This window comes from Halomonas sp. I1 (genome assembly GCF_032334135.1).
In the GTDB taxonomy this organism is placed as follows: domain Bacteria; phylum Pseudomonadota; class Gammaproteobacteria; order Pseudomonadales; family Halomonadaceae; genus Halomonas.
Genome location: NZ_JAVXUS010000008.1, coordinates 1 through 25,545 on the forward strand (window position 1 = coordinate 1; position 25,545 = coordinate 25,545).

Consider the following 25,545-nt stretch of genomic DNA (forward strand, 5'->3'; position numbering starts at 1 on the left):
CAGAGAATACCCCCGAAGCTTCCGGGAACAAGGTTTTTTTGTTTTTTCTTACAGCTTAAAGCTTACAGCTCCCGGCGAAGCCGGGTAGGGCGCAGCCCGGCTGGGGTTTAAAGCCGCCCCACAATTGTCGATAATATGCGACCAATTGCCCAAAGACGGGCGAGCGCCTGGATGGCATTGCCGACAACGCCTGCATGAGCGATGTGCGCAATGCCCCGCTGACTGCCCGCGCCACAGGACATCGAAGACTTTCCATGAAAGACACCATCATTTCGCTTCTGGAGCGCGCCCTGGAAGACCTCCAGCGCCAGGCGGTACTGCCCGCCGAGCTCGCCCCGGCCATCAAGGTCGATCCCGCCAAGGACAAGGCCCACGGCGACTACGCCACCAACCTGGCGTTGATGCTGGCCAAGCCGGCCGGCCTGAAACCACGCGAACTGGCCGAAAAGCTGGTGGCCGCCCTGCCCGCCAGCGAGGCCGTCAGCAAGGTCGAGATCGCCGGCCCCGGTTTCATCAACTTCTTTGCCGCCACCGATGCCGCCGCCCAGGTAGTGCGAGAGGTCCTCGACGGCGGCGATGCCTTCGGGCGCAGCCTGGTGGGCCAGGGGCAGAAAGTCCAGGTGGAATTCGTCTCCGCCAACCCCACAGGCCCCCTTCACGTCGGTCACGGTCGCGGCGCCGCGATCGGCGACTGCCTGTGCCGGCTGCTGGAAGCCTCGGGCTTCGACGTCACTCGCGAGTTCTACTACAACGACGCCGGTGCCCAGATCAGCAATCTGGCCCTGTCAGTTCAGGCCCGGGCCAAGGGTGTCACCCCCGAGGACGATGCCTGGCCCGCCGACGGCTACCGAGGCGGCTACATCACCGACGTGGCCAAGGCCTACCTGGCCGGCGAAACCGTTCATGCCGACGACCGCCACGTCACCGCCAAGGGCGACCCCGACGACCTGGACGCCATTCGCGACTTCGCCGTGGCCTATCTGCGTCGCGAACAGGACCTGGACCTGCGCGCTTTCGGTGTCGAGTTCGATGTCTACTTCCTGGAATCCTCGCTGTACCGCGACGGCAAGGTCGCGGCCGCTGCCGAGCGTCTGGCCGAAAAGGGCCACACCTACGAGCATGAGGGCGCCACCTGGCTGCGCACCACCGATTTCGGTGATGACAAGGACCGGGTGATGCGCAAGCGTGACGGCGACTACACCTATTTCCTGCCGGATGTCGCCTACCACCTGGACAAGTGGCAGCGCGGTTTCACCACCGTGATCAACGAACAGGGCGCCGACCACCACTCAACGGTCACCCGAGTACGAGCCGGCCTGCAGGCGCTGGAAGCCGACATCCCCCAAGGCTGGCCCGACTATGTGCTGCACCAGATGGTGCTGGTCACCCGGTCCGGCGTCGAGGTAAAGCTTTCCAAGCGCGCCGGCAGCTACGTCACCCTGCGCGACCTGATCGACGAAGTGGGGCGCGATGCCACGCGCTTCTTCCTGGCCGCACGCCGCGCCGACTCTCAGTTGACCTTCGACATCGACCTGGCACGCTCCCAGTCCAACGACAACCCCGTCTATTACGTCCAGTATGCCCACGCTCGGGTCTGCAGCATGCTGCGCAAGGCCCAGACCGATGAACGCCCCTTCGACCACGACCTGGCCCTGGACAACCTGGCCCTGCTCGATGCCGAACAGGAAAAGACCCTGCTCAACCGCCTGGCACGTTATCCCGAAGTCGTCGAGCGTGCCGCTCTCGCCCGGGAACCTCAGCAGATCGCCCAATATCTGCAGGATCTCGCCGCCGAGTTCCACACCTGCTACAACGCCATAAAGGTGATGGTCGAGGACGACGCTCAACGCAATGCCCGCCTGGCGCTGGGCCTGGCGGCCCGACAAGTGCTGCGCAACGGCCTCGACTTGCTGGGTGTCGGCGCCCCGGAGGAGATGTAACGCATGGCGACCCGCAAGAAAACCCCACCCCGAAAGCGCGGTGCCACCAGCCAGCGTCGCTCCACCAGGAGCCAGACATCACGTCGTGGCCTGCCAGGGTGGCTATGGGGGCTGGCCGGCCTGGTGGCCGGCTTCCTGATCTCCCAACATCAGCATGGTACCGCCCCCTGGCAGGATGCACCGGAGACTCCCCTGGCCACGGTTGAGTCTCCGTCGTCCGACGCGCCGTCGCAGGCTGACACCTCTGCCGAACAGGAAACGAAGCCGGACGAGTCGCCCATGCCGACCTTCGAGTTCTATACCCTGCTGCCGGAATCCGAGGTCGTCGCACCGGGCGGTCAAATGCCCGAGGCCTCCCCACCGTCACGGCCCGAGCGGGAAACCTCGGCATCGCAGGACGAGGAGACATCCGACCCCCAGGCACCGGTGGATGACCCCATTGCCCAGGTCATTGCCGCTAACACCACCCAGGCCCCGGAGGCATCGGCCGATGAACCGGAGGTCGAGGCCGACGGACGCTACATGCTGCAGGCTGCTTCCTTCCGCTCGACCGCCGACGCCGAACAGCTCGCCGGGCGTCTCAAGGACTTCGGCCTGCTGGCCAATATCACCGAGGTCAAGACCGGGGATGGCGCAACCTGGCATCGCGTCCAGGCCGGCCCCTATACGGACCGCAACGAGCTCTCCCGGGCCCAGGACCTGATGGTCACCCAGGGCATCGAGCCCCTGCTGATCCAGTTGCAGAACTGAGTGGCGGCGTCCTCGCCGCCCACCCCAGGCGGTTGAATTTCCTCCCCCCCGCCCGCACCTATCCGAACAACGTATTCTCACGGCGCCAACTAGACGGCGTCGCATAAGGGATCGCTGTACGAGTCGGCGGGCGGAAAGGACGGCAGCCATTGCGTTACGACCTCCCCGCGCAGCCTTCGTTAAGCCTTTCCAAAGTCATCGGGAGCCCTGCTCCCTCAAGGAGTCCCCTCCATGACCACGATCGTTTCCGTGCGTCGCGGCGACCAGGTGGCCCTGGCCGGCGATGGCCAAGTATCCCTGGGCAATACCGTGATGAAGGGCAACGCCAGCAAAGTGCGTCGTCTCTACCGTGGCCAGGTACTGGCCGGCTTCGCCGGTGGTACCGCCGATGCCTTTACGCTGTTCGAACGCTTCGAAGCCCAGCTCGAGAAGTACCAGGGCAACCTGGTCAAATCCGCCGTCGAGCTGGCCAAGGACTGGCGAACCGACCGCGCCCTGCGCCGCCTCGAGGCACTGCTGGCGGTGGCCGACAAGCACGCCTCGTTGATCATTACCGGCAATGGCGATGTGGTCGAGCCTGAACGCGGTATCATCGCCATCGGCTCGGGCGGCAATTACGCTCTCGCTTCGGCCCGCGCATTGCTTGACAACACCGACCTCCCGGCCCGCGAGATCACCGAGAAGTCGCTGGAGATCGCCGGCGACATCTGCGTGTTCACCAATCACCACGTCACGCTGGAAGAGCTCTGATCATGACCCGGATGACACCCCGCGAAATCGTCCACGCCCTGGACCAGTACATCATCGGCCAGCAGGACGCCAAACGTGCCGTGGCCAGTGCCCTGCGCAACCGCTGGCGTCGCATGCAGCTCGACGAGGAGCTCCGCCAGGAGGTCACACCCAAGAACATCCTGATGATCGGCCCCACCGGGGTGGGCAAGACCGAGATCGCCCGCCGCCTGGCCAAGCTCTCCGGTGCCCCCTTCATCAAGATCGAGGCCACCAAGTTCACCGAAGTCGGCTATGTCGGCCGCGACGTGGAGTCGATCATTCGCGACCTCACCGAAGCCGCCATCAAGCTGGTTCGCGAGCAGGCCAAGGATGAAGTCCGCCATCGAGCCGAGGATGCGGCCGAAGACCGCATCCTCGACGCTCTGCTGCCGCCGCCCCGCGGCCAGGAAAACGAGCCGCGCACCGAGAACGCCACCCGCCAGTCGTTCCGCAAGAAGCTCCGCGAAGGCCAGCTCGACGACAAAGAGATCGACATCGAAGTCACGCCCCAGGGTCAGGGTGTCGATATCATGACGCCGCCGGGCATGGAAGAGATGACCAGTCAGTTGCAGAGTTTGTTCTCCAACATGGGCAAGCAGAAGACCGAGACCCGCCGGGTAGCGGTCAAGGATGCCTTCTCGCTGCTGCGTGACGAAGAGGCCGCCAAACTGGTCAACGAAGACGACATCAAGCAGCGCGCCATCGACGCAGTGGAACAGCACGGCATCGTCTTCCTCGACGAACTCGACAAGGTCGCCAAGGGCAGCGGTCAGTCCAGCGGCGGCGAGGTCTCCCGCGAAGGCGTGCAGCGCGACCTGCTGCCACTGATCGAAGGCTCCAGCGTGTCCACCAAACACGGTATGGTGAAGACCGACCACATCCTGTTCATCGCCTCCGGTGCCTTCCACCTCTCGCGCCCCTCGGACCTGATCCCCGAGCTCCAGGGCCGGCTACCGATTCGCGTCGAGCTCAACGCTCTGACGCCGAACGACTTCAAGCGCATCCTCACCGAGCCCTCGGCGGCCCTGACCCGACAGTACGAAGCCCTGCTCGCTACCGAGGACCTCAAGGTGGAATTCACCGACGACGGCATCGAGCGCATCGCCGAGATCGCCTGGAAAGTCAACGAAGGCACCGAGAACATCGGCGCCCGCCGCCTTCATACGGTGATGGAGCGACTCCTCGAGGACGCCTCTTTCAAGGGCTCCGACCTCGGTGAGACACTGACCATCGACGCCGCTTACGTCGACTCCCAGCTCGGCGAACTCGCCGTCGACGAAGACCTGTCGCGGTATATTCTCTAACCCCAGCTGTAAGCTTTAAGCGATAAGCTGTAAGTACCCCCTCGGTAGCGCAGTACCGGCCGGCGGCACTGCGCCGCCTCAAGGCATGCGAGGTGGGCTGAAGGCCACTTACGGCTTAGAGCTTACAGCTTAAAGCTCCGGGCGAAGCCCGGCACCGGAGGTCCCCATGTCCGCTCCGATCCCCATTCAGGTTCACTACCACAAGCAGGCCCGCGAGCTGGAGCTGATCTATGAAGATGACGTCAGTTTCCGGCTGTCGGTGGAATACTTGCGCGTCTTCTCACCATCCGCCGAGGTACGTGGCCATGGCGGCCCCGAGTCCGCCACCCTGCAGGTCGGAAAGAAGGATGTCGGTCTGGCCAACATTTCGCGGGTCGGACGCTACGCGATCAAGCTGCACTTCGACGATGGCCACGACAGCGGGCTCTACAGCTGGGACACCCTGTACGAGCTAATACAGCACCGCGAGGCCAACTGGGCCGATTACCTGAAGCGTCTGGAGGAGGCCGGTGCGTCGCGGGAGGCGTTGAGCATCGAGATCAAGCAACTCTAGGGGAAAGCGCCGGTTTCCTGTTGCGCTCGACAGGCCGGCCGCCGGCGGTACTCGGAGTCCTCATTTAGCAGCAAGTAAACTCCGGCTCCTCCGTTCCGGCGACGACCGGCCCGCCTTCGCTCACGACGGAAATCTGCTGCTTCCCTTTCGGTTAGACCCGACCCGTCGTCAAGACAAGGGCGGTCACGGGGCGCTACAATGCGCCCCATCGAGCGAGGCCCGGCCTCGCCTCCTTTGGTGCAGCTGACTCGGGAGCCCCTCGCATGACCAGCGACAAGCACACCACGCATTTCGGCTACCAGGAAGTTCCGGTCACGGAGAAGGCCTCCCGCGTGGCGGATGTCTTTCACTCGGTGGCTTCCCGCTACGATGTGATGAACGACCTGATGTCCTTCGGCATCCATCGGGTCTGGAAGCGCCTGACCATCGAACGTGCCGGCGTACGTCCCGGCCACAGTGTGCTCGATATCGCCGGCGGCACGGGCGACCTGACCTTCAAGTTCTCGCGACTGGTCGGCCCGCGCGGCCGTGTCGTGCTGGCCGACATCAACGAGTCCATGCTGCGGGTGGGTCGCGACAAGCTTCTCGACAGGGGAGTCGGCGGCAATATCGAGTACGTTCAGGCCAACGCCGAGACACTGCCTTTCCCCGACAACAGCTTCGACTGCATCACCATTGCCTTCGGCCTGCGCAACGTCACCGACCAGGACGCCGCCCTGCGCTCCATGACGCGAGTGCTCAAGCCCGGCGGCCGCCTGCTGGTGCTGGAGTTCTCCAAACCCCGCAGTGCCCTGCTCAATCATGCCTACGACGAGTATTCCTTCCGCCTGCTGCCCCGCATGGGCGAGTGCGTCGCCGGCGACGCCGACAGTTACCGTTATCTGGCCGAATCGATTCGCATGCATCCCGATCAGGAAACCCTCAAGGAAATGATGGAAACCGCCGGCTTGGAACGCGTCGAGTACACCAACCTCACCGGCGGCATCGTCGCCCTGCATCGCGGCATCAAACTGTGAGGCCGAGATGACATCGACCCTGTTACTGGCCGGCCTCGAGCGTACGCTCAATGCCCTGCTCGCCCGCGATCCCGCCGCGCCATCGCGCCTCTCACGCCTGGCCGGGAAGCGTATCCTGCTGCGCCTGGAACACCCCTCCCTGGCACTGAGCGCCCACTTCCATCCCGGCGGTATCGATCTACTGCGCCCGGACGATCTCGATGAAGCGTCCTTCGACGCCACTGTCGAACTCGATACCGAGACCCTGGGCGAATTGCTGGGCGGCGCCTCCATCGAACGACTGATGTTTCAGGGCAAGCTGGCCGTCAGGGGACGCGTCCACCTGCTGGAGGAGGTCCGCGACCTGCTGCTGGACCTCGACCTGGACTGGGAAGGCGAACTGGCACGCTGGCTCGGTGATGTGCCCGCCCATAGCCTGGCCGAAGGCATGCGCAGCGTCGGCCGTTGGGGGCTTCGCACCCAGCGCGAGCTACGCGCCGACGTCGCCGAATATGTCTTCGAGGAAGCCCGGCTGCTGCCGGGCCACCATCAGTTCGAGATGATGCGCGACCATCTCACCGAGCTCGAGCTCGCCACCGATCGCCTGGAAGCGCGCCTCGAACGGCTACGCCGACGGCTGACCGCGCCGGAGGCTTCGGCATGATCCCGCGCCTGCTGCGCATCACCTGGGTCATCAGCCGTTACCGGCTGGATACCCTGTTGCCGCTGACGCGTCTGCCCTGGTGGTTGCGGGGGCTCTTCCTGCTGTCGCCACTACGCCTGATTCCCACCGGCTCGCGCTGCCGCGGCGAGCGGTTGCGCCTGGCCCTGGAGACCCTCGGCCCCATCTTCGTCAAGTTCGGCCAGGTGCTGTCGACACGACGCGACCTCTTGCCGCCCGATATCGCCGATGAACTCAAGCGCCTCCAGGATCAGGTGCCTCCCTTCCCCGGCGAGCAAGCCCGCACGCTGGTGGAGCGGGAACTCGACATGTCGATCGACGAGGCTTTCGCCCGCTTCGCTGCGGAACCGTTGGCATCGGCCTCGATCGCCCAGGTTCACGCCGCCACCCTGCACGGCGGCGAAGACGTCGTGGTCAAGATCATCCGTCCCGGCATCGAGCGCGTCATGCGTCAGGACATGGCACTGCTGTACCGGCTCGCCGCGATCCTGGCGCGGATACCCGAGGCGCGGCGCCTGCGGCCGGTGGAAGTGGTGCGCGACTACGAATCGACGCTGTTCGATGAGCTCGACCTGACCAAGGAAGCCGCCAACACCTCCCAGCTCAAGCGCAACTTCCATCGCTCGCCGCTGCTGTATGTGCCGGCCACCCACTGGAACCTGACACGCCATCGCGTCATGGTGCAGGAGCGCATCCACGGCGTGCCGGTCGCCGACATCGATGCACTCGAGGCCCAGGGTACCGACCTCAAGAAGCTCGCCGAACGGGGCGTGGAAATCTTCTTCACCCAGGTTTTTCGCGACAACTTCTTCCATGCCGACATGCATCCGGGCAACATCTTCGTGGCTCGCGAGACGCCCGGTGAGCCGCAGTACATCGCCATCGACTGCGGCATCGTCGGCAGCCTGACCCGTGAGGACCAGGATTATCTGGCCCGCAACCTGCTGGCCTTCTTCCACCAGGACTACTACGAGGTCGCCGCCCTGCATATCGAGTCCGGCTGGGTCGGCGAGGACACACGGGCCAACGAATTCGCCGCCGCGGTGCGTACGGTCTGCGAGCCGATCCTCGAGAAACCCCTCAAGGACATCTCCTTCGGCCAGGTATTGCTGGGCCTGTTCCAGACCGCTCGTCGCTTCAACATGGAGGTTCAACCACAACTGGTGCTGTTGCAGAAGACACTGCTCAATATCGAGGGACTCGGACGTCAGCTCTATCCGGATCTGGATCTGTGGGCCACAGCCAAACCCTTTCTGGAGCAGTGGATGCGCGAGCGCGCCGGCGCTCGCGGACTCTGGGAATCCCTCAAGCGACAGGCCCCCGAGCTCTCTCGCCAACTCCCGGAACTGCCGGTGCTGGCCCATCAAGCCCTCTCGCGTGCCGAACACGGCCATCAACACCAGCGCCGTCAGGCCGAAGCCGTACACGACATCCGACGCCGCTTCGACCGCCAGAGCCGTCGCCATCGGCGGCTGCGTCTGGGCGTGCTCCTGGTCGCAGCCGCCCTGGCCTGGCAACCTCTGGTCGAGTGGGCCGACGGACAACCCTGGCCGGTGCTCGGCGCCACCCTGCTTGGGGCCCTGCTATTGGTGTGGAACTGACAACCCTGCAATGGAACCTTAACCGATGAGCGATATCCTGGAACGCCTTCATGACGTGCTAGAACAGCGTCGTCACGAGGATCCGCAAGACTCCTACGTGGCCGCCTTGCATCACAAGGGCTTGAACAAGATACTCGAGAAAGTCGGCGAAGAAGCCACCGAGACCCTGCTGGCGGCCAAGGATGCCGAGGGAGGGGGAGACGACCAGCGCCAGGCACTGGTCGCCGAAACCGCCGACCTGTGGTTTCATAGTCTGGTGATGCTCTCGCATCTGGACCTGGATCATCACCAGGTGCTCGACGAACTGGCTCGACGCTTCGGCGTCTCCGGACATGACGAGAAGGCTGCACGATAGCGCCCACGGGCGCACCGACATTCTCGCTTTGCACTGTCGCTTCGGGGCATCCCGAAGCCCCAACCTGAGGAAGTCTCCATGTTAGGTGGTATCAGTATCTGGCAACTGCTGATCGTGCTCGGCATCATCATCCTGATCTTCGGCACCAAGAAGCTGCGCAACGTCGGCGGCGATCTGGGCGGTGCCGTGAAAGGCTTCAAGAAAGCCATGCATGAGGACGAGAAAGGCGAGGACAAGGCCAAGGAAGACGCTCAGGCGCAAGTCCGCCATGACGACGAGGGCACGACCTACGACGTCAAGGCCGAGCGCAAGGCAGAGGAACAGGAAGAGCGCAAGTAAGCCGCCATGTTCGACATCGGCTTTCTCGAACTCCTGATCCTCGGCGTCGTCGGCTTGCTGGTGCTGGGGCCCGAGCGCCTGCCCAGGGCAGCTCGCACCGCCGGGCTATGGGTCGGCCGCATCAAGCGGTCCGTATCCGACATGCAGCGCGAGATCAACAGCCAGCTCGAGGCCGAAGAGCTGCGACAGAAGCTCGACGAGCAGCAGAAAAAGCTCGATGAGGGTGTCGATCGCGTCAAGCGCGATGTCGAAGGCCTCGCCGAGACGAAGCATCACGCCTCCGATGAGACGCCACCGCCCCCCCGCGAGTCTTCGATGGGCGCAAGCCCGGAAGCCGCCTCGGGACACATCGACGCGGATCGACGCCCCGACGCTGCAGCCTCTCAAGATGCCGACAAGGACACCACCTCCCGATGAGCCAACAGGAGTCCAAGCAAGCCCCGCTGATCGAACACCTGATCGAGTTGCGCTCACGGCTCATGCGTGCCGTGGTGGTCATCCTGGTGATCTTCCTCGGGCTCTATGCCTTCGCCAACGATATCTACACCTTCGTTGCCGACCCTCTGATGGCATTGTTGCCTGAAGGTTCGCAGATGATCGCCACCGAGGTGGCCTCTCCTTTCCTGGCGCCCTTCAAGCTGACCCTGATGGTGTCGGTCTTCATTGCCGTGCCCTTCGTGCTCCACCAGGCCTGGTCCTTCATCGCGCCGGGCCTGTACGAACACGAAAAGAAACTGGCACTCCCCCTGCTGGCCTCGAGTATCGCGCTTTTCTACGCCGGCGCCGCCTTTGCCTACTACGTGGTCTTCCCGCTGCTGTTTCAATTCTTCACCCAGGCCGGGCCCGAGAACGTGGCGGTGATGACCGATATCCAGCAGTACCTCAACTTCGTGATCAAGCTGTTCTTCGCCTTCGGCGTGGCCTTCGAGATCCCCATCGCCACCTTCCTGCTGATTCTCTCCGGCGCCACCACCGTGGAAAGCCTGTCCCGCAAGCGGCCCTATGTCGTGCTCGGCTGCTTCGTCATCGGCATGCTGCTGACCCCACCCGACGTCGTCTCCCAGAGCCTGCTGGCGGTCCCCATGTACCTGCTCTACGAAGTCGGGCTGCTGTTCGGACGACTGGTCAAGCGAAAGCGCGACGCGGAAAACGACTTGTAAGCCATAAGAAAACCCCCAAGGCTCAATGCCTCGGAGGTTTACCTTACAGCTTACGGCTTATCGCTTACCGCTCCCGGCGCAGCCGGGTTACAGGTCCATCAGCTCATCGACCCGGTCGACCAGCTTGAAGATACCAGTAGCGGCTTCGCCAATGCGTGTCGCCAGCATGTAGGCCGGCGTGGTGACGACGCGATTCTCGAAGTCCACGACGATATCCTCGACACTGCAGCTGCGATGCAGGCCCCCCATGGCGCTGATCGCCCCGGCAACGCTCGGGTCGTGGCCGATGGTCACGGCGATGCCGGGACCCAGCAGTCGCGGCACCATCACCGGCGCGATACACATCAGGCCGATCGGCTTGCGATCCTCGTGGAAATCCGCCAGCGCCTCCCGAAGCCCGGCCTGGATGACCAGGTCGGCACCATCCTCGGCGAAGGTGGAAAGATTCTTGGCAACGCCAAAGCCCCCCGGCAGGATCACGGCGTCGAACTCGTCGGCTTCGAGTTCCTCGAGAGGCTGAGCATCTCCCCGAGCCAGGCGTGCCGACTCGACGAGCACGTTGCGACGCGCTTCGCCCTGCACGTCTCCGGTACGATGGTCGATCACATCATGCTGATCGATGTTCGGGGCGAAACAGCGATAGCCGATGCCCAGTTGATCCAGGCGCAACAGGGTCAGGGTGGTCTCATAGATTTCCGAACCGTCCTGTACCCCGCACCCCGACAGAATCACCGCTACCTGCTTGCTCATGCTCGTCTCCTTGAACGCGTGCTCCCACCGGTTTCGCCGGACGGGGTCGGTCATTGTGAACCCTTCACTGTAGAGAGTCGCCAAGGGTGCGACAAGGCGCATCTTTCGACACCGTGCCACGCTGATATACTCGAGGCATTGTCATCATGATGTCATCTTGGGCCACCAGACTTTGCCCTGGCGGCCCAAGGTCACCAGTCGGAGAAGAAACCTTGAGTCTCATGACCTCACGCCAGTTTCCCGCCACGCGCATGCGCCGCATGCGCCGTGACGATTTTTCGCGCCGCATGATGCGCGAGAACACCCTGACACCGGCCGACCTGATCTGGCCGGTGTTCGTGCTCGATGGCGAAGGCCAGCGCGAGGCGGTACCTTCCATGCCCGGCGTGGAGCGATTGTCTCTGGACCTTCTGATCGAGGAAGCACGGGAGGCGCGCGACCTGGGCATTCCCGCGCTGGCACTCTTCCCGGTGGTGGAACCATCGCTGAAGAGCGAGCTGGCCGAGGAATCGTACAGTGCCGGCGGGCTGGTCCAACGCAGCGTGCGCGCACTCAAGCGGGCCGTCCCGGAGCTCGGCATCATGACCGACGTGGCCCTGGACCCTTACACCAGCCACGGACAGGACGGCATCCTCGATGCCGACGGCTACGTGCTCAACGACCGTACCGTGGAAACCCTGCTCAAGCAGGCTCTGTCCCACGCCGAAGCGGGCGCCGACATCATCGCCCCGTCCGACATGATGGACGGGCGCATCGGGACCATCCGCCAGGTGCTGGAAAAGGAACAGCTGCACAACACGCGGATCATGGCCTATAGCGCCAAGTATGCATCGAGCTACTACGGCCCCTTTCGCGACGCCGTGGGGTCAGCGAGCAACCTGGGGCGTGCCGACAAGTCCACTTACCAGATGGACCCCGCCAACGGCGACGAGGCGCTCCACGAAGTGTCGCTGGACCTCGCCGAAGGTGCCGACATGGTGATGGTCAAACCCGGCATGCCCTACCTGGACGTGGTTCGTCGTGTGAAGGACGAATTCAGGGTGCCGACCTTCGCCTATCAGGTCAGCGGCGAGTACGCCATGCACATGGCGGCCTTCGACAACAGCTGGCTGGACGCCGACGCGGTCATGCTGGAGTCACTGATGTGTTTCAAGCGTGCCGGTGCCGACGGCGTCCTGACGTATTTCGCCAAGCGAGCGGCCCGCCTGCTCGCCGGTGGGTCCGACGAAATCTGAGCGCCGGATGGGAGCCCCTCCCGCCGGCCGACGACAGCAGGGAACTCCCATGGAAGAATCGCATAGCCCCAATGCCAAGCCCGACCTGGACATCACCCCGAGCGGCGAGGCACCGGTGCCTCGACTCAACCAGACACGTACCGGCATCAAGCCCAAGGCGATGCCGGATCCGGAGGCCGATCTCACCGACCCGGGCCTGTACTTCAACCGCGAGCTGTCTCACCTGCAGTTCAACGTGCGGGTCCTCGAGCAGGCGCTGGACGAAGCGCATCCGCTCCTCAATCGGCTGATGTTCCTGCTGATCTTCTCGTCCAACATGGACGAGTTCTTCGAGATCCGGGTGGCGGGTCTCAAGAACCAGGTAGCACTGGGCGACGAGACGACCGGCGCCGATGGTCGCTCGCCACGCTCGGTGCTGACCGAGATCGCCCAGATCGCCCACGAGCAGGTCGAGCGCCAGTATCGAATCCTCAACGAGCGGCTGATCCCGGCTCTGGAACAGCAGGGCCTACGTTTCCGTCGCCGTGGCGACTGGAGCGACGCCCAGCGCAGCTGGGTGCGTGACTACTTCGAATCCGAGATCATGCCGGTGATCAGCCCCATCGGGCTGGACCCATCGCACCCCTTCCCTCGACTGGTCAACAAGAGTCTGAACTTCATCGTCGAGCTGGAGGGCAAGGATGCCTTCGGTCGCGAGGGTGGCATGGCGATTCTTCCGGCACCGCGTTCACTGCCCCGGGTGATCGCCTTGCCGACCGAACTTTGCGAGGACGGTTTCACCGAATATGTCTTCCTTTCATCGATGATTCACGCCCATGCCGAAGAAGTCTTCCCGGGCATGTCGGTGCGCGGTTGTTACCAGTTCCGGCTGACCCGCAATGCCGACCTCTCGGTGGATCCGGAGGATGTCTCCGACCTGGCCTCGGCGCTGCGCGGCGAGTTGCTGTCGCGACGTTACGGCAGCGGCGTGCGTCTCGAGGTGGCCGACAACTGCCCCGACGAGCTCGTCGACTTCCTGCTCAAGCAGTTCGAGCTGGGCGAGGCGGACCTTTATCGGGTCAACGGGCCGGTGAACCTGACACGCATGATGTCGGTGCTCGGCGATGTGGATCGTCCCGAGCTTCTCTATCGCACCTTCATTCCCGGTCAGACCAAGGCACTGAACAAGCGTGACAGCGTCCTCCACGCCATGGCCGAGGGCGATATCCTGCTGCATCACCCCTTCCAGTCCTTCACCCCGGTCGAGGAACTGCTGCGCGAGGCGGCACGGGACCCGGATGTGCTGGCCATCAAGCAGACCCTCTACCGCACCGGCGCCGACTCGCCGATCGTCAATGCCCTGGTGGAAGCTGCCGGTAACGGCAAGGAAGTAACCGTGGTGATCGAACTGAGGGCACGCTTCGATGAAGCTGACAACCTCGCCCTCGCCTCACGGCTTCAGGAAGCCGGCGCCATCGTCATCTACGGTGTGATGGCCTACAAGACCCACGCCAAGATGATGCATATCGTGCGCCGTGAACGCGGCGAGCTGCGTCACTATGCCCACCTCGGTACCGGCAACTATCACTCCAAGACCGCCAAGTTGTACACCGACTACAGCCTGCTCACCGCCAACCCGGTGTTATGTGCCGACGTCCACAAGGTCTTCCAGCAGCTCTCCGGCATGGGCCGGGCACGCAAGATCGAGAAGCTCCTGCATGCGCCCTTCACGCTGCACGAACGGCTCGTGGAGATGATCGACCGTGAAGCCGCACATGCCCGCAAGGGCAAGCGTGCCCACCTGATCATCAAGTGCAACTCACTCACCGAACCCAAGCTGATCCAGGCCCTCTACCGTGCCTCCCAGGCCGGCGTCGAGTGCGACCTGATCATCCGCGGCATGTGCTGCCTGCGACCCGGCTTGCCCGGTATCTCCGAGTCCATCCGGGTGCGCTCGATCATCGGCCGTTTCCTGGAGCACACCCGGGTCTTCCATTTCCACAACGACGGCAAGCCGGAAACCTGGGGCTCCAGCGCCGACTTCATGGCGCGCAACATGTTTCACCGCGTGGAAACCTGCTTCCCGCTGCTCGACAAGAAACTGGCGGCACGGGTTCGCAAGGACCTCGAGACCTACCTCGTGGACAACTGCCAGAGCTGGCTACTGCAGGGCGACGGCACCTACGTCAAGCAGACCCCAGGTGACGCCGCCCCGATCAGCGCCCAGGAAACGCTGCTCTACGCCTACGCGGCCAGGGCTTGAGCTCGACGCGCGAAACCCAAAGCATACGTGCGGCGAGATGCGAGACCCAAAGCATACGAGCGGCGAGATACGAGATACGAAACCCGAAAACCCAGTTCGAAGCTCGACGCTCGACGCTCGACGCTCGACGCTCGACGCTCGACGCTCGACGCTCGACGCTCGACGCTCGACGCTCGACGCTCGAAGGCAGCGTAACCCCCGCCCTTCTCGGGTCGAGGGGTTACTTACCACTTAACGCTTATGGCTTACGGCTCCGGGCGCAGCCCGGGGTTACACCCCGATCTGCCCGCCATCAGTCTTCTGGATCACCACCGTGGAGGCTCGCGGGCGAACGCTGCCCTGAGTCTCGGCGGTGGCATCCTCGCTGGAGGGCCAGTTGCCCGGGTGCTGGATGTTGATGAACAGTGCCGTCTTGTCCGGTGTGGCGAAGATTCCGGTCACCTCGCAATCATTGGGGCCAACGGCGAAGCGCTTGAGTTGTGCCTGGTTGTCGGCGCCGATCACCGCATCATCGCCACGCTGGTCGGCCACGGCGGCGGGCACCACCGCCAGCACCTGGTCGTTGGTGTGCTCCGCCACCCCCTCGTAGCCATTGTCGGTCTCGATCCACAGGATGCCCTGGCCATCGCCACGATCATCGAACCAGAGGCCATCGGGGCTGGCGAACTGGTTGAGTTCTGTCAGCCCGGAGGGGTTGTCGGCGTTGCCGGCGGCACCGCCGAACACGAAGATTTCCCAATCGAAGTGCGTGGCCGTGCCACCTTCGCGCCAGCGAATCACCTGACCTGCCTCGTTGTCGGCGCGCGGGTTCGCCGCGTTGACGGGCGCTGTGGCGTAGCCTGTCCCCAATGCCGCGATGGAATCGCCGTCATGGCGGAAGGTCGCATCCGTCCCCTGTTCGGTACGCTCGCTATTGTTGGTCAGGGTCATGTAGACCTCGCCGGTGGCCGGATCGACTGTTCCCCACTCGGGGCGGTCCATCGGCGTGGCCCCCATCAGATCGGCGGCATCGCAGGTATGGATGATCACGCCCGCCCGGTCGTCGGCATCCAGTTGCAGTGCCTCGGCCAGGGTACGCCCATCCTGGGTCGTTGATGTCGGTGTCAATGGCAGCCACTCCCCGCTGCCGTCGGCGTTGAAGCGGGCGACGTAGAGCGTACCGGTGTCCATGTACTTGTCGCCGATGGACAGGCGGTCGACCTCGGCGCCGGGACGGTTGGCATCGGCAGGATCCCAGACGGCGTCGGACACGAACTTGTAGATGTACTCATTGCGCGAATCGTGGCCCGAGTAGAAGACCACCGGCTGTCCCGCCACCAGCTTGCCCGGCCAGCACCCTTCGTGGCGAAAACGCCCCAGGGCGGTACGCTTGACGGCACGCTCGCCGGTATAGGGGTCGATCTCGACGATATAGCCAAAGGCGCGCGGCTCGTTGCGATAGTCCTCGCCCGCCGAGGCACCTCGCGGCGTGGCGTCGAAGCGCGCGAACTCGTCCTCGTGTTCGCCTTCGCTCCCGGCGGCAGTTTCCCAGCCGTAACGTCCCCGCCCTTCGGCGATACCCAGGCGGTCATCATCGAGCCGGCGCTCACCGTTCTTGATGAAGTAACCCGGCCAGTTTTCCTCGCAGGTCAGATAGGTGCCCCAGGGCGTATAGCCATTGGCACAGTTGTTGTTGGTGCCTCGGGTCAGGGTGCCGTCGGTGGAGTAGCGCGTCTTGACGTAATCCGACCCTGCCACGGGGCCGCTCAAACGCATCGGTGTGGCGCTGGTGTAGCGACGGTTATAGGTCGAACCCGGCACATGCTGCCAGCGCCCTTGATCATCCTTGTGCACCTCCACCACGGTGACGCCATGAGCATTGATCTCGGTACGCACTTCATCGGCCGGACGCTTGCCCTCGTCGCCATTGGTCGGGCCGCCCTGCGGCGCCCACAGTGCCTGCTGATCGATGTACTCGTTGTTCATGACGAGCAGAAAGCGCCGGGAAGCGGAGGCTTCATCAAGGGCAAAGTGGTACATGCCATCGTGGTGCATGCCGACACTGTTGGCCTGCCCCTCCGGCGTCATGGCCAGGTCTTCGCGCCAGGCGGGCGCCTGGTCATTGAGCGGCGTTCCCCAGGGAATCAGCACCTGTGCCGTATAACCGGAGGGGACCACCACCGCATCGGTGCGTGATCCGGCCACGGCGTCGAAAGCCAGTGCCAGAGGCGTCTTGGCCGCCCCGCCGGCCTGATCGGCCTGCGCCAGCCGGCCAAGCCCGAAGCCGCTCAGCATGGTCAGGGCGGCCAGACCCAGGCCTCCCTGCATGACTCGCCGACGCGAGACATGCCTATCCAGCACCGAAGAGAAAGGCTCGTTCGTGCTGCGATTGAGAATACGCGGGTCTTCGATTTCCTTGCTCATGATCTTCCTCGCTAGTCACGCTGGTCATGTGCCGCGACGGTCGGCATCGCCGCGCGGTCGCTTGACTCGAACCCTAGCGAGGAAAGGTGACACCTGCGTGACCGAACGATGATCGACAAGCCCGACGCCCGGGATCAGGCACGGCCGCGAAGGCGCTCCGCCGCTGTCAGCAACAGGTGCTCGGTCGTCTCCCAACCGATGCAGGCATCGGTCACCGAGACGCCGTAGCGCAGTGGCCCCGGCTCGAGAGGCTGCTTGCCCTCGTGGATATGACTCTCGAGCATCAGGCCGATCAAGGCCTCATCGCTTGCCAGACGTTGCCCCAGCACATCGAGCATCACCTCGCTCTGGCGCCGATGGTCCTTGCGGGCATTGGCGTGGCTGCAATCCACCATCAAGCGCGGCGGGAGCCCCGCATCCGCCAGAGCCCGGCGACTCGCGGCCACCCGGGGCGCCTGGTAATTGGGCTCGCCATGTCCACCACGCAATACCACATGGGTATGGGCGTTGCCGGCCGTCTCGCGCACCACCGGACTCCCGTCCGGCGCCATGGCGAAATGCTGATGGGGATGCCGCGCGGCGTGCATGGCATCCAGGGCAACCCCGAGATCACCATTGGTGGCATTCTTGAAGCCGACCACCGCCTCCAGGCCACTGGCCAGCTCACGATGCAGCTGGGATTCCGTGGTCCGGGCCCCGATGGCGACCCAGGACAGCAGGTCGTCCAGGTAGGCAGCCAGCATCGGCTGCAGCAGTTCGGTGGCCACCGGCAGTCCCAGTTCGGCGATATCGCGCATCAGTCGACGCGACATGGCCAGACCCCGGGCCATGTCGCCGCGGCCATCCAGATCGGGATCATAGGCCAACCCCTTCCAGCCTACGGTGGTGCGGGGCTTCTCCACATAGACGCGCATCACTGGCAGGATGCGATCATCGATGCGCGGCGCCAGTTCCGCCAGACGACGGGCATAGTCGAGGGCCGCGTCAGGATCATGAATCGAGCAGGGGCCAACGACCACCAGCAGCCGATCGTCCCGGCCAGCGAGGATGTCTCGAATGGCCTGGCGCTGTTGGCGAATACGGCCGGCGAGCGGTGAGGCAAGCGAAACGTCGTGACGAAGCGCTTCAGGGGTGGGCAGAGCGGCCTCGTCGGCTCGATCCTGTAGGGCGGCGCGCTGGGAAAGCGAGGAAACGGGGGCATTCATGGGTTTCAACTCCGTGAGCGTGAACATCGATTGGCTGTCGTTGTGCCGCCGGAAAGCTCACGGTCGGAGGCAGCGTCCAGGCCCGACCGCGCAACGCTAAATCGCCAGCCATAACCGTAATACTCCCGTCCCAGGGTACGGCGATCGGCGTAAAAGCGATGGTTGACGGTCATGGTCGTTCTCCTCGATGAATGCATGGGGACAAAACGCGAAACCCCCGGGCGGGGTTGCCGTCCGGGGGTTTCGCTGATGGAGGCAACCCTTGGTGGGGCGTGCCTCGCGGTGGTGTCCTTCGCTGAAAGTGGCGTCAGGACACGACCGCCGACACGCCGTCGCTAAACCAATAGCGGTAACCGGGCCAACGATCCTCGAACGCTTGCCCACGACCATACACCGCCTGACGGGCGGTGCTTGCGTCTTGGGGGCAGCGGTTCGCGTGCATGGTCGTCTCCTGAAATCTATCCATCATCCTGCCGTGTCGCGGCGCCGATGACAAGCGCTCGATGTGCCTCGCGCCGCACCGACCTCCGCCAGGGCAACCGCACGAGATACGCAGGCACTCATGCATGGCGCCTGTCTTAACGCAAGTGCCGGCCGCCATCCACCGGCAGTGTCGTCCCGGTCACATAGCGGTTATCGAGCAGGTAACGCAGGCTTTCGTAGATGACTCCGGGCCCAGGGATCGTACCCAGCGCCGACTTGCCCCTGGCCTTCTCGGCATAGGCCTCGTCGTCGTTCTCGCCCAGCATGATCATGGCCGGCGCGATGGCGTTGACCTGGATCGTGGGGGCATAACGAGCGGCGAAGGACAGCGTCAGATTCTCCAGGCCCGCCTTGGAGGCCGCATAGGCGATATGCTTGCGCGACCCTCGGGTCGCCACATAGTCGGTCATGTGCACGATGTCGCGCAACGGCTCGCCACAGGCCTCGAGGAGATCCTGTGCCGCAAGGTTGATCAGATAGGGGGCCAGCATGTGCACCCGGAACAGGTGTTCGAAGTTGGCACCAGCCTCATCGCCATCGACGTCGGGTAGCCAGTCGCTGGCATTGTGGACGACGGCCCGCAGCGACGAGGTGGTCTCCCTGAGCCGCGCAATGAAATCGCGAATCCCTGCCTCGTCGCCGAAATCGGCCTGCAGGGTCACGATGCCACGCTCGCGCAGGGCGTCCAGCGCCGGGCGTTCGCGGCGATAACTGACGATCACCGGATGCCCGTCATCGCACAACCGTTCGGCACAATGCCGGCCGAGACGCTGTGCTCCTCCGGTGATCAGGATCGGTGCCGCGCTCATGCCCGCGTCTCTCGAACCAGACTGCCCACGGTCGGCACCAGCGGATCCCGGGGCGCATAGGCGAAGACATCGGAGAACACCCGGGACGGCACCAGCCCGAACGAGGCCAGGACATCGACACAGGCATAGACCATGCCCGGCGAGCCGGAAAGATAGACATCATGGGCAGAGACATCGGAGAGCCGCTGGGCCAGCACCTCGTCCACGCGCCCATGATGCCCGGTCACCCGTTCGGCGTCGAAATCTTCTGCCACACCGGCCTCGCTGACACCGTGGAAATAGACGTTGGCATGCCGCCCGGCCCAATCACGCGGCAAGCGCTCCAGGTAGAAATCGCGTCGTTCCTTGGCGGCCCACCACAGCTCGACATGGCGCTCGGGGTCCTCGGCCAGGGCCGCTTCCACGATGGCCTTCATCTGCGCGAAGCCGGTGCCGGCAGCCACCAGCAGCAACGGGCGCCGACTATCGGGGTCGAGCACACAATCGCCGCCGGGCAGGCGCAGTGTCAGTTGCTGCGCCTCCACCAGCAGTTCACGCAGCCTGGCGGAGTTGCTTCGCTCCGGCCAGTGCTGGATGTGCAGTTCGATGCGACCATCGCCGCCATGGGCGTTGGCAATGGAGAAAGGCACCCACTCCCCGTCGCCGATATCAAGCTCGAGATACTGTCCGGCCGCGTGGGCCACGGCCTCGGCGCGGCCTTCCAGGTAAACGCGAAAGACGTCGGGGGTGAGGTCTTCGACCTCGATCACCCGGCAGGTCAGGGTCCTGGCTGTCATGCATGCCTCTTGTCGGTGTCGGGGAATTCGATGCCAAGCTCCTCCCAGCGCTCGCTGACCCTGGCCTTCACGGCCTCGTCCATGACGATCGGTCTGCCCCACTCGCGCTCGGTCTCGCCCGGCCACTTGCTGGTGGCGTCCAGCCCCATCTTGGAACCAAGCCCCGCCACCGGGGAGGCGAAATCCAGATAGTCGATAGGCGTGTTCTCGACCATCACGGTATCTCGCGCCGGATCCATGCGCGTGGTGATGGCCCAGATGACATCACGCCAGTCGCGTGCGTCCACATCATCGTCCAGCACGACCACGAACTTGGTGTACATGAACTGGCGCAGGAAGCTCCACACGCCCATCATCACCCGCTTGGCATGGCCGGGATACTGTTTCTTCATGGTCACCACCGCCATGCGGTAGGAGCAACCCTCGGGTGGCAGATAGAAGTCGACGATCTCGGGAAACTGCTTGCGCAGGATGGGCACGAACACCTCGTTGAGCGCCAGCCCGAGTACCGCCGGCTCATCAGGGGGACGCCCGGTATAGGTGGAGTGGTAGATCGCGTTGCGCCGCATGGTCATGCGCGTCACGGTGAAGACCGGGAACTCCTCCACCTCGTTGTAGTAGCCGGTATGGTCGCCGTAGGGACCTTCAGGTGCCGTGTCGTCGGGGTGGATGACGCCTTCGAGGATGATCTCCGCCGAGGCGGGCACCTCGAGATCGGAATGACCACACTTGACCAGTTCGGTGCGCGACCCACGCAGCAAGCCGGCGAAGGCATACTCGGACAGGGTATCGGGCACCGGTGTCACGGCACCGAGAATGGTCGCCGGGTCGGCACCCAGCGCCACCGCCACCGGAAAGGGTTCTTCGGGATGCGCCTCACGCCACTCCTGGTAGTCCAGGGCGCCGCCTCGATGGGACAACCAGCGCATGATCAGACGGTTGCGCGAAAGCTTCTGCTGCCGGTAGATTCCCAGGTTCTGGCGGGACTTGTTCGGCCCACGCGTCACCACCAGCGGCCAGGTGATCAGCGGCGCGGCATCGCCCGGCCAACAATGCTGGATGGGAAGACGGTCGAGGTCGACCTCGTCGCCTTCATGGACCACCTCCTGCACCGGCGCCTTGCGCACCGTCCTGGGCCCCATGCTCATGACCTGCTTGAAGACCGGCAGCTTGTCCAGGGCATCGCGGAATCCCTTGGGCGGCTCGGGCTCCTTGAGGAAGGCCAGCAGCTCGCCCACCTCGCCGAGCGCCGACACCGACTCCTGCCCCATGCCCATGGCGACCCGTTTCGGCGTACCGAAGAGGTTGCCGAGCAGCGGCATGTCATGGCCCTTGACGTTCTCGAACAGCAGCGCCGGCCCCCCGGCCCGCAAGGTACGGTCACAGATCTCGGTAACCTCGAGATAGGGATCCACCTCGGCGGTGACCCGCGTAAGCTCTCCCTGAGCCTCCAGTGCCGCGATGAACTCGCGCAGATCCTTGTACTTCATGCGACCTTCCCGTTTCCCGAACGACACACAGCAAAAGGGGCAGCATATCATGCCGCCCCTCCAGGATGCTGCGCCTGGCGACCCAGCGTCGGTGCATCGGATCAGCTCATGAGCGCCGCGGCTTTTCCGGCGACAGGTCTACGAGGAGGCGCTGTGAACCCCTCCCTGGGCGCTACCGACGCCCTGCTGCGCTCTCGCGTCCCGCTCCGCTTGCAGGTCCGGTGCTGGCCATCCATGGCCAGCCCGTTCGGAGCAGTGCTCCTCACCCCTGGCGTAGGACCTCCTCTGCGACCTGTCCCCGGCGCCGCTTGCCTTGATCTAACCGCCGAGGCGTTGAGAACTGGCCGTTGCGAGCGAAGACGAGACAAGGCGGAAAACGGCGAGAGTGCGGAGTTTACTTTAGTAAATGAGCAGCTTGAGCTGTTTTCCAACGCCGTATCGTCGAGTGCAGCAGGCCAGAATCAACGTCTTTTCATGGCCTCGAAGAACTCCAGATTAGTCTTGGTATCCTTCAAGCGATCGATCAGGAACTCGGTGGCCGCCACGTCTTCCATGGGATTGAGCAGCTTGCGGAGGATCCACATGCGCTGCATCTCCTCCTCGGAGGCGATGAGGTCCTCGCGTCGCGTACCGGAACGGCGGATGTTGAGCGCCGGGTAGACGCGCTTCTCGGCCAGCTTGCGGTCCAGATGGGCTTCCATGTTGCCGGTGCCCTTGAACTCCTCGAAGATAACCTCATCCATCTTGGAGCCGGTATCGACCAGCGCCGTGGCGATGATGGTCAGGCTGCCGCCCTCCTCGATGTTGCGCGCCGCACCGAAGAAGCGTTTGGGCTTCTCCAGGGCATGGGCGTCGACACCACCGGTCAGCACCTTGCCCGAAGACGGCACCACCGTGTTGTAAGCCCGAGCCAGACGCGTGATGGAATCGAGCAGGACCACCACGTCACGCTTGTGCTCGACCAGTCGCTTGGCCTTCTCGATGACCATTTCCGCGACCTGGACGTGGCGTGCCGGCGGTTCGTCGAAGGTCGAGGCCACCACCTCGCCACGCACCGTGCGCGACATCTCGGTGACCTCTTCGGGCCGCTCGTCGATCAGCAGCACGATCAGGTGGCACTCGGGATTGTTGCGGGTAATGGACGTGGCGATGTTCTGCAGCATCAGCGTCTTGCCCGCTTTGGGCGGAGACACCAGCAAGCCACGTTGCCCCTTGCCGATGGGGGCGGTCAGGTCGATGACGCGCGCCGTCAGATCCTCGGTGGAGCCGTTGCCGATCTCCATGTGCAGCCGTTCCTGGGGAAACAGCGGCGTGAGGTTCTCGAAGAGGATCTTGTGCTTGGCATTCTCCGGCTTGTCGAAGTTGATCTGGCTGACCTTCAACAGCGCGAAGTAACGCTCCCCTTCCTTGGGCGGACGAATCTTGCCGGAAATGGAGTCGCCCTTGCGCAGATTGAAGCGCCGAATCTGGGAAGGCGAGACGTAGATGTCATCGGGGCCGGCCAGATAGGAACTGTCGGCACTACGCAGGAAGCCGAACCCGTCCTGCAGGATTTCCAGCACACCATCGCCGTATATAGCCTCGCCACTCTTGGCGTGCTTCTTGAGAATGGCAAAGATGATGTCCTGCTTACGGGAGCGCGCCAGATTGTCGATGCCCATTTCTCGGGCAATCTCCAGGAGTTCCGGCACGGGCTTTTGCTTGAGTTCGGTAAGATTCATCGGTGTGTTCAGACGTTGCTCTTGAAAGCCGGGCGGTATGCGCCGTGATGGACAGGAGGCGAGACGGAAACGCCATAATTGGATGCGTTCAGAGCCCGGACAGGCTGCTCTCGTTTGCGTGAATCCTTTGACCATGGAGGGACAACCGCCACATATGGGGATGTCTGCCATGAACATATATCGAGGGAGCAGGTTAGTTTCGCCTGAATCAGCGGACCTGGGCCGAAAGCCAGAATCACGGGCTGATGCAGTGGGCTATCTGACGACTTGGAGTTTGACCGCGGCGCAGTCGCCATTGAGCGGTCGGGAAGCATTCGGAACAGGCGAACGCCCCGATACTAGTCAACGCCGCGATGAAACGCAAGCCCCGGACGTTTGACGATTGACAAGCTCCAGAGGGGCCCGCAACCTTTGTCCAGTCACCCTGAAGGACCCGTCATGACAGCGCTCAAGGACAGCCCGGACGCCGCCCCCGGCGGCGCAGCCACCCCCATGCAGGACGAGCCGCGACGCCTCGCCGCCATCGACCTGGGCTCCAACAGCTTTCACCTGCTGGTGGCCAACTATCAGCACGACCGGCTGCAGGTCGTCGCCCGCAAGGGCGAAAAGGTCCAGCTGGCCGACGGCGTCGGCGACGACGGCCTGCTCGACGAAGCCGCCATGAGCCGGGCCCTGGACTGCCTGGCTCGCTTCGCTCCCTTCCTGGAGGACATCACGCCGCGCAGCCTGCGCGTGGTCGGCACCAATGCCCTGCGCAGCGCCGACAATAGCCAGGACTTCATCGACCGGGCCGAAGCCTTGCTGGGCACCCGCATCGAGATCATTGCCGGCCGCGAGGAAGCGCGCCTCATCTACCTGGGTGCGGCCCATGCCCTGGCCGAGGACGGCCGCCGCCTGATCGTCGATATCGGGGGAGGGTCTACCGAACTCATCATCGGTGAGCACTTCGAGCCACTGGCCCTGGAAAGCCTCAGCATGGGCTGCGTGACCTTTACCCGGCGCTTCTTCGCCAACGGCGAACTCAGCGAGAAACGCATGCGCCGCGCCGAACTGGCCGCACTTTCGGAGCTCGCCAACATTCGCCGCCCCTACCAGAAGATCGGCTGGCTGGACCCGGTCGGCTCCAGTGGCACCATCAAGGCCGCTGCCGCCGTGATTGCCGCTACCGGCAAGTCGCCGGAAGGCGTGATCACCCGCCAGGGATTGCTCGACCTGCGCAAGCGGCTGATCAAGACCAAGCGCCTGGACAAGGTCTCCCTGAACGGGCTCAAGGCCGACCGGGCGCGCGTCTTTCCCGCCGGGGTCGCGATTCTCGTGGCCATCTTCGAAGCCTTCGGTCTGGAGGAGATGCGTTACGCCGATGGCGCCCTTCGCGAAGGGGTACTCTACGACCTCGTCGGCCGCAACAGCCCCGAGGACCCGCGCCTCAAGACCCTGGATGCCCTGACGCACCGTTATGACGTCGACATTCGACAGGCCGACAACGTGGCCGTCACCGCCCTGGGGCTACTGGAACAGGTGCGCGAGGCCTGGGCGCTGGACGACGACCAGGCACGTTTTCTGGAGTGGGCAAGCCGGCTGCACGAGATCGGCCTGGCCATTTCGCACAGCCAGTTCCATCGCCACGGCGCCTACCTGCTGGAATATTCCGACCTGTCGGGGTTCTCGCGCCCTGAGCAGCGACTGCTCGCCTTCCTCGTCCGCGCCCACCGACGCAAGTTTCCGGTCAAGGAGTGGCAGGCCCTGCCCGCCTCCGAACAGGCCCCTCACGGTCGCCTGGCTCGTCTGCTGCGTCTGGCGGTACTGCTCAACCACTCGCGTCCCGAGCAGCCGCCCGCCCAGCCCGAGCTGCGAGTCGCCTCGGGCGAGGCACTGGCACTGCACTGCGACGAGAGCGAAGATCCCAACCTGCTGCTGGCCGACCTGGAGCAGGAAGTCGCTTACCAGAACGCTGTCGGGATGGAGCTGACGCTGACCTGAC

General features: G+C 64.2%; 22 protein-coding genes. 15 read left to right on the plus strand and 7 right to left on the minus strand.

Annotated features, from left to right (window positions below; all coding sequences use genetic code 11):
- The first annotated feature begins 254 nt into the window (after positions 1–254).
- The 12 genes from argS to tatC all read left to right on the plus strand — a co-directional run bounded on the left by argS (position 255) and on the right by tatC (position 10,450).
- Complete coding sequence (argS, locus tag RSO41_RS10200) at positions 255–1,940, plus strand: arginine--tRNA ligase (protein ID WP_315618989.1); 1,686 nt, start codon at positions 255–257, stop codon at positions 1,938–1,940.
- Between the two features lie 3 nt (positions 1,941–1,943).
- Positions 1,944–2,690, plus strand: a complete 747-nt coding sequence (locus RSO41_RS10205) for an SPOR domain-containing protein (protein WP_315618990.1) — start codon at positions 1,944–1,946, stop codon at positions 2,688–2,690.
- Positions 2,691–2,921: 231 nt separating this feature from the next.
- Complete coding sequence (gene hslV, locus RSO41_RS10210) at positions 2,922–3,440, plus strand: ATP-dependent protease subunit HslV (protein WP_064699620.1); 519 nt, start codon at positions 2,922–2,924, stop codon at positions 3,438–3,440.
- Positions 3,441–3,442: 2 nt separating this feature from the next.
- Positions 3,443–4,765 carry an ATP-dependent protease ATPase subunit HslU gene (hslU, locus tag RSO41_RS10215; RefSeq protein ID WP_315618991.1) on the plus strand — a complete coding sequence of 441 codons (1,323 nt, stop codon included), beginning with the start codon at positions 3,443–3,445 and terminating at the stop codon, positions 4,763–4,765.
- A 166-nt stretch (positions 4,766–4,931) separates the two neighbouring features.
- Positions 4,932–5,318, plus strand: a complete 387-nt coding sequence (locus tag RSO41_RS10220; protein ID WP_315618992.1) for a gamma-butyrobetaine hydroxylase-like domain-containing protein — start codon at positions 4,932–4,934, stop codon at positions 5,316–5,318.
- A 263-nt stretch (positions 5,319–5,581) separates the two neighbouring features.
- Complete coding sequence (gene ubiE, locus RSO41_RS10225; RefSeq protein ID WP_315618993.1) at positions 5,582–6,334, plus strand: bifunctional demethylmenaquinone methyltransferase/2-methoxy-6-polyprenyl-1,4-benzoquinol methylase UbiE; 753 nt, start codon at positions 5,582–5,584, stop codon at positions 6,332–6,334.
- Positions 6,335–6,341: 7 nt separating this feature from the next.
- Complete coding sequence (locus RSO41_RS10230) at positions 6,342–6,977, plus strand: SCP2 domain-containing protein (RefSeq protein ID WP_315618994.1); 636 nt, start codon at positions 6,342–6,344, stop codon at positions 6,975–6,977.
- Entirely contained in the window at positions 6,974–8,596 is a 1,623-nt protein-coding gene (gene ubiB / locus RSO41_RS10235; RefSeq protein ID WP_315618995.1) for a ubiquinone biosynthesis regulatory protein kinase UbiB, read from the plus strand. The genes RSO41_RS10230 and ubiB overlap by 4 nt, the downstream gene beginning before the upstream one ends.
- A 25-nt stretch (positions 8,597–8,621) precedes the next feature.
- The gene (locus tag RSO41_RS10240) at positions 8,622–8,951 is read left to right on the plus strand and encodes a phosphoribosyl-ATP diphosphatase (RefSeq protein WP_315618996.1); all 330 of its coding nucleotides are present in this window, start codon (positions 8,622–8,624) and stop codon (positions 8,949–8,951) included.
- 78 nt (positions 8,952–9,029) lie between these two features.
- On the plus strand, positions 9,030–9,290 hold the full coding sequence (gene tatA / locus RSO41_RS10245; protein ID WP_315618997.1) for a Sec-independent protein translocase subunit TatA: 261 nt from the start codon (positions 9,030–9,032) through the stop codon (positions 9,288–9,290).
- 6 nt (positions 9,291–9,296) lie between these two features.
- Positions 9,297–9,707 carry a Sec-independent protein translocase protein TatB gene (tatB, locus tag RSO41_RS10250; RefSeq protein ID WP_315618998.1) on the plus strand — a complete coding sequence of 137 codons (411 nt, stop codon included), beginning with the start codon at positions 9,297–9,299 and terminating at the stop codon, positions 9,705–9,707.
- The gene (tatC, locus tag RSO41_RS10255) at positions 9,704–10,450 is read left to right on the plus strand and encodes a twin-arginine translocase subunit TatC (RefSeq protein ID WP_315618999.1); all 747 of its coding nucleotides are present in this window, start codon (positions 9,704–9,706) and stop codon (positions 10,448–10,450) included. Before tatB ends, tatC begins: the two co-directional genes overlap by 4 nt.
- A gap of 87 nt (positions 10,451–10,537) precedes the next feature.
- Here the strand turns inward: tatC and elbB are convergent, their stop codons facing one another.
- Positions 10,538–11,200: an isoprenoid biosynthesis glyoxalase ElbB gene (gene elbB / locus RSO41_RS10260; RefSeq protein WP_315619000.1), complete on the minus strand. Its 663-nt coding sequence runs from the start codon at positions 11,198–11,200 to the stop codon at positions 10,538–10,540.
- A gap of 221 nt (positions 11,201–11,421) precedes the next feature.
- On the opposite strand from elbB, the gene hemB reads away from it, so the two are divergent.
- Both hemB and ppk1 read left to right on the plus strand, forming a co-directional pair.
- A complete protein-coding gene (gene hemB, locus RSO41_RS10265; RefSeq protein WP_410000323.1) occupies positions 11,422–12,435 on the plus strand; it encodes a porphobilinogen synthase in 1,014 nt (337 codons plus the stop codon).
- A 49-nt stretch (positions 12,436–12,484) separates the two neighbouring features.
- Positions 12,485–14,677 carry a polyphosphate kinase 1 gene (ppk1, locus tag RSO41_RS10270; RefSeq protein WP_315619002.1) on the plus strand — a complete coding sequence of 731 codons (2,193 nt, stop codon included), beginning with the start codon at positions 12,485–12,487 and terminating at the stop codon, positions 14,675–14,677.
- Between the two features lie 270 nt (positions 14,678–14,947).
- On the opposite strand, the gene RSO41_RS10275 is transcribed toward ppk1, so the two are convergent.
- From RSO41_RS10275 to rho, 6 genes are all read right to left on the minus strand, one after another.
- A complete protein-coding gene (locus RSO41_RS10275) occupies positions 14,948–17,080 on the minus strand; it encodes a PhoX family phosphatase (protein WP_315619003.1) in 2,133 nt (710 codons plus the stop codon).
- Between the two features lie 134 nt (positions 17,081–17,214).
- Positions 17,215–18,285, minus strand: coding sequence for a 3-deoxy-7-phosphoheptulonate synthase (locus tag RSO41_RS10280; RefSeq protein WP_315619004.1), 1,071 nt, complete (start codon positions 18,283–18,285; stop codon positions 17,215–17,217).
- Positions 18,286–18,863: 578 nt separating this feature from the next.
- Complete coding sequence (gene folM, locus RSO41_RS10285; protein WP_315619005.1) at positions 18,864–19,577, minus strand: dihydromonapterin reductase; 714 nt, start codon at positions 19,575–19,577, stop codon at positions 18,864–18,866.
- Positions 19,574–20,353 carry an NAD(P)H-flavin reductase gene (locus tag RSO41_RS10290; RefSeq protein WP_315619006.1) on the minus strand — a complete coding sequence of 260 codons (780 nt, stop codon included), beginning with the start codon at positions 20,351–20,353 and terminating at the stop codon, positions 19,574–19,576. Before RSO41_RS10290 ends, folM begins: the two co-directional genes overlap by 4 nt.
- Positions 20,350–21,843: a 4-hydroxy-3-polyprenylbenzoate decarboxylase gene (gene ubiD, locus RSO41_RS10295; protein ID WP_315619007.1), complete on the minus strand. Its 1,494-nt coding sequence runs from the start codon at positions 21,841–21,843 to the stop codon at positions 20,350–20,352. Before ubiD ends, RSO41_RS10290 begins: the two co-directional genes overlap by 4 nt.
- A gap of 461 nt (positions 21,844–22,304) precedes the next feature.
- The gene (rho, locus tag RSO41_RS10300; protein ID WP_275288717.1) at positions 22,305–23,564 is read right to left on the minus strand and encodes a transcription termination factor Rho; all 1,260 of its coding nucleotides are present in this window, start codon (positions 23,562–23,564) and stop codon (positions 22,305–22,307) included.
- A gap of 492 nt (positions 23,565–24,056) precedes the next feature.
- Here rho and ppx point away from each other — a divergent pair, with 492 nt between their 5' ends.
- The gene (gene ppx, locus RSO41_RS10305; RefSeq protein WP_315619098.1) at positions 24,057–25,544 is read left to right on the plus strand and encodes an exopolyphosphatase; all 1,488 of its coding nucleotides are present in this window, start codon (positions 24,057–24,059) and stop codon (positions 25,542–25,544) included.
- Position 25,545: the final 1 nt, after the last annotated feature.